This is a genomic window from Chryseobacterium sp. FH1, assembly GCF_000735135.1.
GTDB lineage: Bacteria > Bacteroidota > Bacteroidia > Flavobacteriales > Weeksellaceae > Epilithonimonas.
Window position 1 is genome coordinate 1 of sequence record NZ_JPLZ01000004.1, and the last position, 13,320, is coordinate 13,320.

Consider the following 13,320-nt stretch of genomic DNA (forward strand, 5'->3'; position numbering starts at 1 on the left):
TAATTTCTATTTGAATCTCAATGAAAGAAAGAGCATTTAATTCTAAATCAAGCCATGGGTTTTTCCCGGAGCGGAGCAAAGTTTAATTAAATGCTTTTCTCTTTTCTAAATTTAATATTTTCCAATCATATTTTATTATTGCAAATCTAAAGGAGTGGAAATCCTTTTTTTGCGGCTGGAAATGCGACGGCAAAAAGATTGGGAACGGAAGGCGGAAAAAGCTGCCAAATAATTCTAAAACCAATCTCTCCTACTGTCTTTCAGGACAAATGTCCAAGCCAAAATACGGCTGATCTTCTGACCTTGCGCCATATCAATGGTTTTAAATTCTGGTACTTTGAGATTTTTCAGAAGTGTTGTCAGTTGATGAAGATTGTCTTTTTTAGAAACCAAACTCGTAAACCAAAGAACGTTTGAAGAAAATTCTACACTTTCGATGATCATACTTTTGATGAAAGCTTCCTCGCCTCCTTCGCACCAAAGTTCGGAGGCATTGCCACTGAAATTAAGATTGGGTTTCTCTACTTTCTTTTTTCTGAGATTGTTATTTTTTCGTCGATTTCCCAACATTGCATCTTCCTCAGATTCGTGGAAAGGCGGATTGCACATCGAGAATGCGAATTTGTCGTTTTTCGAAATGATGTTTTTGAAAATAAAATCAGAATCAGGTTGGAATTTTAAATGAATATTTTCTGATAATTCAGAATTATTATCCAAAATTTTCTGCGCGTTTTCAAGAGAATCTTTATTAATATCTGTTCCCAACATTTCCCAGCCATAAAAACTATTTGCAATCAATGGATAAACGAGATTGGCGCCCGTTCCAATATCCAAACCTTTCACTGAATTTCCAGTTGGAATCTCGCCATTTTCTTCCGCCAATAAATCCGCTAAATAATGGACGTAATCTGCACGACCAGGAATCGGCGGACAAAGATTACCTTCCGGAATATCCCAATTTTTGACATTGTAATATTTCAAGAGCAAAGCTTTGTTGAGCAATTTCACCGCTTGTGGAAGACTGAAATTAATCGTCAACGTATCGTAATCATTTTTGAAAACGTAATGTTTCAGTTCGGGAACTGAGACAATCAATTCTTCGAAATCGTAGGAATTGCGGTGGAGATTTCTGGGATGGAGACTGGATTTATCGGTCATTATTTCGAAGATAAAATATATTGCGCCATATATTTCGCATTTTCTTTGCTCATTCCATTGTGTGCCGGCATTGGAACATCGCCCCAAATTCCAGAACTTCCTTTGATGATTTTTTCGGCCAGCATTTCTACATTTTCCGGCGTGTTTTCATATTTCGCAGAAACTTCTTTGTAGGATGGTCCTATCATTTTTTCATCCATTTTATGACAGCCCAAACAGTCTGCACCTTCAACCAAAGATTTTCCTTCTGCAATCGGGTCTGTAACAACTGTTGGCGTTACTTCTTCAACTGTCAAATCTTCAGCATAATCATTGTTGTCTTTTTTAGAACAAGAGAATAAAACAGCTACCAGAGCAAATGAGATTATTTTTTTCATTTCAAAATATTACATCACAAATTTATCGAATTACGAATTAAGATTGATTTTAAATTAGTCCGAAAAGGAATCATTATCTTTGCAGAATGGTAAAAATTGGCAACATAGAACTTCCGGATTTTCCACTTCTTTTGGCTCCGATGGAGGATGTGAGTGATCCGCCTTTCAGAAAATTGTGCAAAATGCACGGCGCAGACTTGATGTATTCAGAATTTATTTCTTCTGAAGGCTTGATTCGTGATGCGATAAAAAGTCGCAAAAAGCTAGATATTTTTGATTATGAAAGACCTGTCGGTATTCAGATTTTTGGAGGCGATGAAGAAGCAATGGCAATGTCAGCAAGGATTGTGGAAACTGTTGAGCCAGATATTGTCGATATTAATTATGGATGTCCTGTAAAAAAAGTGGTTTGCAAAGGCGCAGGTGCAGGCGTTTTGAAAGATATTGACTTGATGGTAAGATTGACCAAAGCCGTTGTGAACTCCACCCATTTACCTGTGACCGTAAAAACCAGGTTGGGTTGGGACAATGATTCTATCAATATTGATGAAGTGGCTGAAAGATTGCAGGATGTCGGCATCAAAGCTTTGACCATCCACGCCAGAACACGTGCCCAAATGTACAAAGGCGAAGCCGATTGGGAACATATTTCGAGAATCAAAAACAATCCGAATATCGAAATCCCGATCTTTGGAAACGGCGATATCGATTCTCCTGAAAAAGCTTTGGAATACAAAAACAAATACAACTGTGACGGCATTATGATTGGTCGTGGCGCGATTGGATATCCCTGGATTTTCAATGAGGTGAAACATTTTTTCAAAACTGGCGAAATTCTTCCTGAACCAACCATTGCAGAAAGATTGGATGCTGTGAAAAACCACGCACTTTGGTCTGTGGAATGGAAAGGCGAACGTCCCGGAATTGTGGAAATGAGACAACACTACAGCAATTACTTCCGCGGAATTCCACATTTCAAAGAATTTAAAACTAAGTTTCTTCAGGCTTTGACGCTTGAACAAATTGATGAAATCATCGAGGAGACGAAGCATTTCTATTTGGAAAATGCAATTTAATTTTCTTTAACCACAAAGGACACAAGGTTTTTCACAAAGTGCACGAAATCAAAATAAATTGTGAACTTCGTGAAAATCTTCGTGTTCTTTGTGGTTAAAACCTGTCAAGAGAATGTTTAAATTTGACCCAATTAAGAGCCTGTTTAAAAATGATTAAAAATAAAATTTTCAAAGCATTTTTCTTTTCCCCAACCCTAAAGGGTGGAAAAACACCTTGAAAATTTCATCAAAATTACTCCCTTTAGGGTCGGGGAAATAATTTTGATGAAATTCAAACAGGCTCTAATATATCAAAGAAATGATTGCTCTCGCAGATTCAGCTAATCTTGCAGATTTGTTTTAAAATGAAAAATCTACTTAATCTGCCAAATCCTCAAGATTCTAAAAACTTAAACAAACTTTAGATTCTAGGAAAATATTATTTAAACTTCTTGTAACTTTTAACAGTTTACCATCAACTTATTAAGTCTCAAAAAAATAAAAATGAAAAAACTACTTCTTCTTTCCATATTGGCGATGGGATTTTCCAAAGCTCAGTTTTTCGAGTCGCCGGAGAAATTCACCAAGACAGATTCGCTGAAAGGTTCCAATACGAAATTCAGGAACTTTTGGGATGTGAAAAAATATGACATCGTCTTGGAACCGAACTTCGAAGCAAAAAGCATCAAAGGAAGCAACAAAATCAGCATCGAAATTGAAAAAAATGTGACCAATCCTATTTTTCAGATTGACCTTCAAAATCCAATGAAGGCTGATAGAATCAAAGCAAACTTTCCTATCGTGGAGCAAAGAGTTGATGGTGATTTTATATTCCTTCACACGAAAAAAAGCTTCAAGAAAGGAGAAAAATTCGTGATTGACATTGACTTTTCCGGAAATCCCGTGATTGCAAAAAATGCACCTTGGGACGGCGGTTGGATGTTCGCAAAAGACAAAAACGGCAATCCGTGGATGACGGTTGCAGACGAAGGAATTGGCGCGAGCATTTGGCTTCCTTGCAAAGATATTTGGAGCGATGAACCAGATAATGGAACAACTTTCAAAATCATTACGCCAAAAGATCTGGTTGGAGTTGCAGGCGGAAGGCTCATTAAACAAGAAAATATTGGTGATAAAAAATCTTGGCTTTGGGAAGTTAAAAATCCGATCAATGCTTATTCCATTATTCCGTCCATCGGGAAATATGTGAATTTCAAAGATACTTTTGATGGCGAAAAAGGAAAACTTGATTTGGACTATTGGGTTTTGGATTACAACCTTGACAAAGCTAAAAAACAATTCGAGCAAGTGAAACCGATGATGAAATCCTTCGAAAGTTGGTTTGGTCCTTATCCTTTTTATGAAGATTCTTACAAACTGGTAGAGTCACCACATCTTGGGATGGAACATCAAAGCAACGTGGCATACGGAAATAAATATATGAACGGTTATCTGGGTCATGATATGTCTGGAACGGGCATCGGAATGAAGTGGGATTACATCATCATCCACGAAACCGGACACGAGTGGTTTGCGAATAACATTACGGCGAAAGATCAAGCGGATATGTGGATTCACGAGAGTTTCACAACTTATTCCGAAACGCTTTATGTGGAAAGCCTTTGGGGAAAAGCTGATGGAGACAAGTACACACAAGGCATAAGAAACAACATTCAAAACGACAAAGCGATCATCGGGCAATATGGCGTGAGAAACGAAGGAAGTGGAGATATGTACCCAAAAGGCTCGAATATGATTCACACGATTCGAACTGTCATTAATAATGATGACAAGTTTCGTCAAATTTTGAGAGGACTTAATAAAGATTTCTACCATCAAACTGTGACGGCAGAACAAATTCAAAACTATTTCATTGAAAAAAGTGGAATTGATCTAAAGTCAATTTTTGATCAATATCTAAGAACAGCGAAAATCCCAACTTTGGAATATAAGCAAACAGGAAATCAACTGACGTACAAATGGACCAACGTGATTCCGAATTTGAAGTTCCCAATTAGATTGGCAGACGGACAAGAATTGAAACCGACAGAACAATCTCAAACCACGACTTTGAAATCTGACAAACCCGTGGAATTCAATAAAAATTATTACATCGAGGTAAATCAAGTTTACTAAGATTTCACTAAATTTAATTTATTAAAACCATTTCAAAATTATCTTTGGAATGGTTTTATATTTAACACCGATTAAAAAAATCAAAAATCGATATGAGAAATAAATTCATTTTCTGGGGAATTGTTTTGTTAATAGTGACTTGGACAACCGCTTTGCTTATAAAAGCACATTATTGGATTCCGATTTTTTTGACGTTCATTTATCTTCTAGGAATTTACAATACGTATCAAACCAAACACGCCATTCTCAGAAACTTCCCTGTTCTCGGTTATTTCCGTTATATCTTTGAGGAGATTTCGCCAGAGATCCAACAATATTTCATCGAAAGAGAAACCGACGGAAAACCATTTCCAAGACATCAAAGATCAGCCGCTTACAGACGTTCCAAAAATGTGAGCGATACTGTGCCGTTCGGAACCCAGCTGGAAATCAACCATCGGAAATATGAAGGCATCAAACATTCTATCTACGCCAAACATCCGAAAGAGGAATTGCCGAGAGTTTTGATTGGCGAAAATTGCAAACAGCCATACAATGCGTCGCTTCTCAACATTTCTGCAATGAGTTTCGGAGCCTTGAGTGACCGTGCTCAGATGGCGCTGAACCGAGGTGCGAAAAAAGGAAATTTCTACCACAACACGGGCGAAGGAGGCATCTCTCCACATCATTTGGAAGGTGGCGACCTTTGCTGGCAAATTGGAACCGGTTACTTTGGATGCAGAAATGAAGAAGGAAACTTCGATGCGGAATTGTTTAAAAAATATGCGAATCTGGAAAATGTGAAAATGATCGAGATCAAATTATCTCAAGGTGCCAAACCAGGTCACGGCGGTGTTTTGCCAGCTGTGAAAAATACGCCGGAGATTGCCGCTATCCGTCACGTACCACCTGGCGTTACGATTCTTTCGCCACCATCGCACAGCGCTTTTTCCGATGCTGCAGGTTTGTTGAGATTTGTAGATCAATTGCGTGAATTGTCTGGTGGAAAACCAACCGGTTTTAAACTTTGCATCGGCGACACCAAAGAGTTTGAAGACATTTGTGAGCAGATGAACATTTTAAATATTTATCCAGACTTCATTACCGTAGATGGCGCAGAAGGTGGAACCGGCGCTGCACCGCCAGAGTTCTCAGATGGTGTTGGAATGCCTTTGGAACCGGCCTTGATTTTTGTGAATAAAACTTTGATGAATTATGAAGTTAGAGACAAATTAAGAATCATTGCCAGTGGAAAAGTCCTGACTTCGTTGGATATTTTAAGAGCCGTTGCGATGGGCGCCGACCTTTGCAACAACGCTAGAGGTTTTATGTTTTCTTTGGGTTGCATCCAAGCACTGAGATGTAACACCAACACTTGTCCAACAGGCGTTGCAACGCAAGATAAAATGCTGATCAAAGGTCTTGATACCAATGATAAGACAGAACGTGTTTACCAGTTCCATAAAAACACTTTGCACACTTGCAACGAACTGATAGCAGCCGCGGGAAGAGAAACTTACGACCAAGTAGATGCCTCTATGTTTATGCGTGGCGATGAGTTTGAACATTTGTCTGACACTTATTTTCCAGACATTTTGGAGAATGTAAGAAGGAAGTAATCTACATTTACGCTGAGAAAAATCAAAGACCTATTCAGATTTGAATAGGTCTTTTTAGAAAATTCATTTTCCATTTCGTTAAGAAATGAAAGCTCTTATGGTTATTGAATACTTCAAAATTAGAAGTTCCTCCATCTATTAGCAAAAATGAGGGGTGGACATCGGGTGGACAAATTATTTTACAAATAAAGACAACTGAAAATCAAATAGTTAAATAATCGAATTTTGGTATTTAATAATAATTAATCCTAAAATCAATAGAAAAACTAATGTTTTATTGTAATTTGCATAAGAATAAGTGGTTATTTGAAGCAGATTTACATCATAATTCTTTTATTTTTCTTCTCCGAAAATATTTTTTCGCAGAATATTGTCATCGATAAAAATCTGGATTCTAAGAAAAAAATAGAATCGATCATTCTTCAAAGCAAGAATTTTGGAAAAGATACAAATGCTCTTAAATCTTACTTATCGCCATTAATCAAATCCTCGGACAAGAATCTCCACATTGTCTATTATAATATGTTAGCAAGTGGATTTGCTTCTGCTAACGAAAGCATTAATAAAACCAGCAATCACAATTTTTCTAAATCTTTGGCTTTGGCAAAATCCGAAGAAAACCACGGATTGGAAATTTGGGCTTTGGTAAATTATGCATTCTATCTCTACGATTACAAAAAAACTACCGAGGCACTTCAAGTTTATCTAGATGCTGACAACAAAATCAGACAGACCGAGGCCAGCGCCATCATTCTACCTAGTGATAGTTTTAAAAAGATTGGTTTCTTTATGGGAACGATTGGCGACACAAATGAAGCCATCCATTATTTACAAAAAGCCGAGCAGTTTGCTGAACCAAATTCTAAGGAATTATCCGCCATTAAAGATAATATTGGTTTTTACTATCTTGAACTGAATCAATTTGAAAATGCTAAAAAATACTTTTCGGAAGCGGAGACTATTTCCAAATCTATCAATGACCAAATAAGATATGCAAAAGTTTTGGGGAATTTTGGACTTTTGGAGTATAAAAAAGGGAATCTTGGCAAAGCTGTCAGATTATTGGAACAGGATCTTGAGATTTCCAGAAAACTTCAAAGTCACAACAATACAAACTACGCGGAGATTTTGCTGAGCAGAATTCTCATTGATAAAAATCAAATCGACGAAGCCAAAAAACTTCTGACTCAAGCCAAAAAATACGCGGAATCGAAACCTCATCTAAAGAAATCTGTCTTCGAAATTGAACAGCTGAATCTGAAAATCGCTCAAAAAGAAAACGATCCAGAAAAGGAATTATCTGCCTTGAGAAAACTGAACGAACTGGAAGATGAACTCACGGACAGCGACAGTGAAAAGAATTTGGAACGCAGTAATATTCTTGCCCAAAAAGAAAGATACGCAAGCAAATTAAGCCTTGCAAACGCTCAATTCGAAAAGGAACAGCTGAAAAACAAAGCAATTATCGTTGTCTCTGTTTTGTTATTTTTCATCATTATCCTGTTGATTATTTTCAATCGAAAACAACTTAAAACAAGGAAGGACAAGTACTACAAAACTGTTCTGAGACTTGAACTTGAGAAGGTAAAATCTGAACAGAAATTTCTGGAGACCAATAAAACCTTGTCGTCTTACAGCACTTATCTCACCGAAAAAAATGAGCAGATAGAATTGCTGAACAAAGAATTGCTGAAAATCAAAAACTCCTCTTCTTCTTCCATCGAAAAAGAGAAACAACAATTGCAAAAACTATTGGATTCCCATCTGATGACGGATGAGAATTGGATGAATTTCAAAGATGCTTTCCAACACGAATATCCAGATTATTTTAAATTATTGATGACGGATTTCCCAGACCTCACCGAATCAAATCTGAGAATTACAAGCTTGATGAAATTGGGATTGTCCAACCAAGAAGTCTCATCGTTGCTAGGAATTACGATCGAAGCGGTGAAAAAATCCAAGCAACGATTGAAGAAAAGATTTGGAGAAAAATATCAGGATCTGTTTTTGGGAAATTAATCAAAAAAAAAATCCAACAAAAAAATTGCTGGATCTATCTTTATAATTTATCAATATTCTATTCCCACTCAATTGTTGCAGGTGGTTTTGAACTAATATCGTAAGCTACTCTATTGATACCACGGACTTCATTAATGATCCTGCTGGAAACTGTGTCCAAAAACTCATAAGGCAATCTGCTCCAAGTTGCGGTCATAAAGTCGATGGTGTTTGCAGAACGAACAACTGCTGTATATTCGTAAGTTCTCTCGTCGCCCATTACGCCAACAGATTTTACAGGAAGTAAAACTACGAACGCTTGAGACACTTTTTCGTAAAGGTCATTTTTGTACAATTCCTCGATGAAAATATCGTCTGCTTCTTGCAGAATTCTTACTTTTTCAGCATCCACTTCTCCAAGAACTCGTATTCCCAAACCTGGTCCTGGGAACGGATGTCTGTAAACCAACTCGTGTGGAATACCTAATTCCTCTCCTACTTTTCTTACCTCATCTTTGAACAATTCTCGCAAAGGCTCCAACAATTCGAATTCCATTTCTTCTGGCAATCCGCCCACGTTGTGATGCGATTTGATCACCGCAGAAGGTCCTTTGACAGACTGAGATTCGATGACATCTGGATAGATTGTACCTTGTGCTAAGAATTTGGCGCCTTCAATTTTTTTGGATTCTTCGTCGAACACGTGAACGAACTCGTTGCCTATGATTTTTCTTTTTTGTTCTGGATCGCCAATGCCAGCCAATTTGGATAAGAATCTTTCGGAAGCTTCCACCAACTTGATGTTCATTTTGAAATGCTTGCCGTAATTTTCCATTACTTTTTTGTCTTCATCTTTTCGCAAAAGTCCTGTGTCTACGAAGATGCAATTCAGTTGATCACCGATGGCTTTATGAATCAAGACCGCGGCAACGGAAGAATCCACGCCACCAGACAATCCCAAAATTACCTTTTGGTCGCCCACTTTTTCTTTGATCTCGGCAACCGTTTTTTCGATGTAATTGGTCAGTTTCCAGTTTTTGTCCGCTTTACAGATTTCGAAAACAAAATTCTCTATCATCTTTCCACCTTCCTCAGAATGCGAAACTTCAGGATGGAATTGAACGCCGTAGATTTTTTTCTCAGGATTTGAAATGGAAGCAATAACGCCAGATTTTGCATTGAGTTCGAAACCTGCTGGCAATTGCGAAACCTCATCGAAATGGCTCATCCAAACGATGGAATTTTGATAAACGCCTTTCAGCAAATCATTTTCTTTTACGATTTCCAAATGTGCTTTTCCGTACTCACCTTTGTCACCTTTTGCCACTTTACCGCCCAAAAGATGTGCGGTCAATTGCATTCCGTAGCAGATTCCAAGAACTGGAATTCCTTGTTCGTAGATTTCTTTTTCTACCAAATGGGCGTTCTCTGCATTCACAGAACTTGGTCCGCCAGAAAGGATGATCCCTCTTGGTTTCTTCTCCAAGATCTCTGACAATGGCGTGTTGAAAGGTAATATTTCTGAATAGACTTCCATCTCACGGATCCTTCTTCCGATGAGTTGATTGTATTGGGAACCGAAGTCTAAAATGATAATTCCGTTGTGCATATAGTTGTTGTAATATTTTTAAAATTTTGCGTAAATAAATGTTCTTTTGAATGGATAGAAAACAGGCGAACCTGAAAACACTTTTTTAAGTTCTGCCTTGTAATCCGCTTTGTAGTTTTCTCTCAATTCTTCTGGTAATTTTTCTAAAAAAGGAATGATGGCTGTTCCGGAAGCCCATTCGAAAACGGCATCTGAATTTTCCATCACGTGTGGATAGACTTTCTCGAACACATTGATGTCTTTTCCGTTGTTGTCATATAAAATCTTGGCGTACTCGTCGATTTTCAAAACTGGATATTCTCTGACCCAAGCTTTGAATTCTTTTTTATAAGGTTCCATTTCTGCTACTTTCGAAAGCAATTGATGAACGATAAAATTATGATTGGAGGGCACTTGAACTGCCAATTGTCCATCTTCATTTAGTTTTGAAATGAGGTCTGGAAAAAGTTCCGTATGCTCTGTGCACCATTGCAAACTGGCGTTGGCGATGATGAGATCAAATTTCTCGTCCAACTCCAATTGTTCTTCAACGCCTCTTTGGAAGAATTTTAAATTTTCTGTGGAATGTTTTTCCGCCTTCTCCAACATCTCGGCTGAAGAATCGATTCCAATAATGTTTGGATTTTCCAGATAACCAAAAATTCCCGAAGTCAGTTCGCCTGTTCCGCAACCTAGATCGATGACAGACAAATTCGGTTTTGAATCTACGAGATTCAAAAGGTCAAAAAAGGGCGCTGAGCGTTCTGTTTTGAATTGTTCGTATGTTTCCGGATTCCAGGGCATCTTTTAATGGTTGATGGTTGATGGTTGATAGTTGATAGTTGATAGTTGATAGTTGATAGTTGATAGTGAAGTTAATTCTTATTTTTTTAACGCAAAGTCCGCAAGATTTTCTTGGACTTATTGAATATATTTTAAGGTTCGCAAGGACACTTCGACAAACTCAGTATAAACTACAAACTCATCAAAGCTTTCAACTCACTTAATTCTATAATTTTTAAATATCTGTAAATGTTCTATTGATTGACAAAACTTCAATTTTTGAAGAAACCCATAGCCCCGATTGCAACGGCATCCTTTTTTTGTTTTTGGATCAATTACTTTTTGATGACCAAACGTCGTAACAAAAAAAGATATAGTGGAAAGCGGGATCAAGCTCCTAAAAAAAAGAGACGTTAGTTGCCCAACATCTCTTTATATTTTAAAATTTCGCAATATCGTCTCGGTAAAAGGCGTAGTCGAACTGAACCGGAACGGCGTCTTCGTACACTTTTTTGCGTGCCTCGTCATAGGTGTCGCCCAAAGCCACGATGTTCAACACTCGTCCGCCTGTGGAAACCACTCTGCTTCCTCTGTAATCTGCGCCAGCATAGAGAACTTTGCTGTTTTTCACTTTTTCTACACCTGTGATCTCGTAGCCTGTCTCGTGGTTTTTTGGATAACCGCCAGAGCAAACGACCAAGCACACCGCTTTTTTGTCTTTGAACTTCAGATCCAATTCTTTTCCATTAAGACAATCCTCGATGACATCTACCAAATTGTTTTCCAAAAGTGGCAAAAGCACCTGCGTTTCCGGATCTCCCAATCTCATATTGTACTCTAGAAGGTAAGTTCCGTTTTTGGTGATCATCAATCCGAAAAAGATAAATCCTTTGAAGTTAAGGCCTTCTTTTTTAAGTCCTTCTACCGTTGGATTCATAATATTCTGGATGAAATCCTGATTGTGAGCGTCTGTAAATTCCGGGCTTGGCGCCACAGAACCCATTCCGCCAGTGTTTGGCCCTTTGTCGCCGTTTCCAGCTTTTTTATAATCTTTTGCTGAAACGAAAGGGAATAATTTTTCACCATTGGAAACTCCGATAATTGAAGCTTCGAAACCTTCAAGAAATTCCTCGATCACGACTTGAATTCCGGCATCTCCAAAGATCCTTTTGATCATAAAATCGTGGATCGTTCCTTCTGCTTCTTCCAGATCCTCGGCGATGACAACGCCTTTTCCACCAGCAAGTCCGCTCGCTTTGATCACGACAGGAAACTCCTGAGTCTGCAAATATTCTTTGGCATCTGCGTAAGAATCAAAAATAACGGCCTTCGCTGTTTTGATGCCGTAAGTCTGCATAAACTTCTTGGAAAAAGATTTGCTACCTTCCAATGACGCCGCCTTCTGAGTTGGACCAAATACTTTGAGATCAACTTTTTTGAATTCGTCAACAATCCCTTCTACCAAAGGTGCTTCTGGGCCTACAATTGTCAAATCGACTTTGTTCTTGATGGCAAAATCTCTCAATGCCAATATATCGGATTCGTTGATATTTTCTCCTAATTTTTCGGTAGTGGCGTTTCCGGGTGCGAAAAACATTTTTGTGATTTTGCTATCCTCACTCAGCTTCAAAGCTAGAGCCGAAGCACGGCCACCATTGCCAACAATAAGTAATCTCATTTGCTATTATTTAAATCTTTTTTGTCAAATGAAACGCCGAATCATATTTTCCTCCTGTGAAAGAAACTCTAATGATCTGCATTTCACTTAGTTTTCAGTTTAACTTTTTAAAGTGTCAAATTTAAGATTTTTTGAGGACAAATCTTATACCTAGTTTGAGGTATTTTTCTTAAATAAATATAAAATTTGAACTAGACTGGCAATTGCATTGGAACTTCCATCAATAAAACTTCTGAATCCTTTGTAGCTTCCAATACAAAACTTTCCACATCCCAAATTCCAAATCCGTCTCTCTCATTCAAAACCTGCTCTCCAATTTTGGCTGAGCCTTTGATGACAAAAGCGTAAACGCCGTTCCCAGATTTGTGGATTTTATATTCTTTTAAAAAACCTTTGTCAAACTTCGCCAAATTGAACCAAGCATCTTGATGAATCCAAACGCCTGCGTCATCTACATTGGGAGATAATATTTGCTGAAAGTCATTCTTAACCGATTTTTCCTCGATGTCCATTTGGTCATATCTTGGTGTGACGTCGGTTTTGTTTGGGATGATCCAGATTTACAAAAATTTCACAGGTTGCTCGGTCGCGTTTTCTTCGCTGTGCATAATTCCGGTTCCTGCAGACATTACCTGGATGTCTCCTTTTTTGATGATTCCGGAATTGCCCATATTATCGCCGTGACGCAAATCGCCTTCCAGCGGAATAGAAATAATTTCCATATCGCGGTGCGGATGTCTGCCGAAGCCCATTCCGCCTTGTACAAAATCGTCATTCAAAACCCGGAGAACGCCGAAATGGATTCTTTCCGGATTTTGATAACCTGCAAAGCTGAACGTGTGGTGACTTTTCAACCAACCGTGATTAGCATAACCTCTGCTGTCTGATTTATGATAAACTGTTTTCATTTTAATTGATTTAATGTGTTTGATTTTTTTGATTACAC

Annotated in this window: 9 protein-coding genes and 1 pseudogene; 4 read left to right on the forward strand and 6 right to left on the reverse strand. The window is 38.1% G+C overall.

Annotation, left to right across the window (positions count from 1 at the left end):
* Positions 1-234 precede the first annotated feature (234 nt).
* Positions 235-1,158: a 23S rRNA (adenine(1618)-N(6))-methyltransferase RlmF gene (gene rlmF / locus IO90_RS05410; RefSeq protein WP_034964777.1), complete on the reverse strand. Its 924-nt coding sequence runs from the start codon at positions 1,156-1,158 to the stop codon at positions 235-237.
* Positions 1,158-1,535, reverse strand: coding sequence for a c-type cytochrome (locus IO90_RS05415; RefSeq protein WP_034964779.1), 378 nt, complete (start codon positions 1,533-1,535; stop codon positions 1,158-1,160). Before IO90_RS05415 ends, rlmF begins: the two co-directional genes overlap by 1 nt.
* Positions 1,536-1,621: 86 nt before the next feature.
* Here IO90_RS05415 and dusB point away from each other — a divergent pair, with 86 nt between their 5' ends.
* The 4 genes from dusB to IO90_RS05435 all read left to right on the forward strand — a co-directional run bounded on the left by dusB (position 1,622) and on the right by IO90_RS05435 (position 8,346).
* Positions 1,622-2,611 (forward strand): tRNA dihydrouridine synthase DusB, encoded by a 990-nt coding sequence (dusB, locus tag IO90_RS05420; RefSeq protein WP_034964781.1) that lies wholly within the window; start codon positions 1,622-1,624, stop codon positions 2,609-2,611.
* 483 nt (positions 2,612-3,094) lie between these two features.
* Positions 3,095-4,726: a M1 family metallopeptidase gene (locus IO90_RS05425; RefSeq protein WP_034964782.1), complete on the forward strand. Its 1,632-nt coding sequence runs from the start codon at positions 3,095-3,097 to the stop codon at positions 4,724-4,726.
* 92 nt (positions 4,727-4,818) lie between these two features.
* On the forward strand, positions 4,819-6,324 hold the full coding sequence (locus IO90_RS05430; protein WP_034964784.1) for an FMN-binding glutamate synthase family protein: 1,506 nt from the start codon (positions 4,819-4,821) through the stop codon (positions 6,322-6,324).
* Positions 6,325-6,630: 306 nt separating this feature from the next.
* The gene (locus IO90_RS05435; protein ID WP_034964786.1) at positions 6,631-8,346 is read left to right on the forward strand and encodes a tetratricopeptide repeat protein; all 1,716 of its coding nucleotides are present in this window, start codon (positions 6,631-6,633) and stop codon (positions 8,344-8,346) included.
* Positions 8,347-8,404: 58 nt separating this feature from the next.
* Here IO90_RS05435 and guaA read toward each other — a convergent pair whose 3' ends face one another.
* From guaA to IO90_RS05455, 4 genes and pseudogenes are all read right to left on the reverse strand, one after another.
* Positions 8,405-9,934 (reverse strand): glutamine-hydrolyzing GMP synthase, encoded by a 1,530-nt coding sequence (gene guaA / locus IO90_RS05440; RefSeq protein ID WP_034964789.1) that lies wholly within the window; start codon positions 9,932-9,934, stop codon positions 8,405-8,407.
* An 18-nt stretch (positions 9,935-9,952) separates the two neighbouring features.
* Positions 9,953-10,717 (reverse strand): methyltransferase domain-containing protein, encoded by a 765-nt coding sequence (locus IO90_RS05445; protein WP_034964792.1) that lies wholly within the window; start codon positions 10,715-10,717, stop codon positions 9,953-9,955.
* A gap of 418 nt (positions 10,718-11,135) precedes the next feature.
* Complete coding sequence (gene purD, locus IO90_RS05450) at positions 11,136-12,374, reverse strand: phosphoribosylamine--glycine ligase (RefSeq protein WP_034964794.1); 1,239 nt, start codon at positions 12,372-12,374, stop codon at positions 11,136-11,138.
* Between the two features lie 191 nt (positions 12,375-12,565).
* A pseudogene (locus tag IO90_RS05455) lies at positions 12,566-13,282 on the reverse strand (pirin family protein).
* Positions 13,283-13,320: the final 38 nt, after the last annotated feature.

What these genes read in the sequence shown, in the direction of transcription:
- IO90_RS05445 (WP_034964792.1), bottom strand. Translation starts at nt 10,717, where the DNA reads ATGCCCTGGAATCCGGAAACATACGAACAATTCAAAACAGAACGCTCA.
- rlmF (WP_034964777.1), bottom strand. Translation starts at nt 1,158, where the DNA reads ATGACCGATAAATCCAGTCTCCATCCCAGAAATCTCCACCGCAATTCC.
- dusB (WP_034964781.1), top strand. Translation starts at nt 1,622, where the DNA reads ATGGTAAAAATTGGCAACATAGAACTTCCGGATTTTCCACTTCTTTTG.
- IO90_RS05425 (WP_034964782.1), top strand. Translation starts at nt 3,095, where the DNA reads ATGAAAAAACTACTTCTTCTTTCCATATTGGCGATGGGATTTTCCAAA.
- guaA (WP_034964789.1), bottom strand. Translation starts at nt 9,934, where the DNA reads ATGCACAACGGAATTATCATTTTAGACTTCGGTTCCCAATACAATCAA.
- IO90_RS05430 (WP_034964784.1), top strand. Translation starts at nt 4,819, where the DNA reads ATGAGAAATAAATTCATTTTCTGGGGAATTGTTTTGTTAATAGTGACT.
- purD (WP_034964794.1), bottom strand. Translation starts at nt 12,374, where the DNA reads ATGAGATTACTTATTGTTGGCAATGGTGGCCGTGCTTCGGCTCTAGCT.
- IO90_RS05415 (WP_034964779.1), bottom strand. Translation starts at nt 1,535, where the DNA reads ATGAAAAAAATAATCTCATTTGCTCTGGTAGCTGTTTTATTCTCTTGT.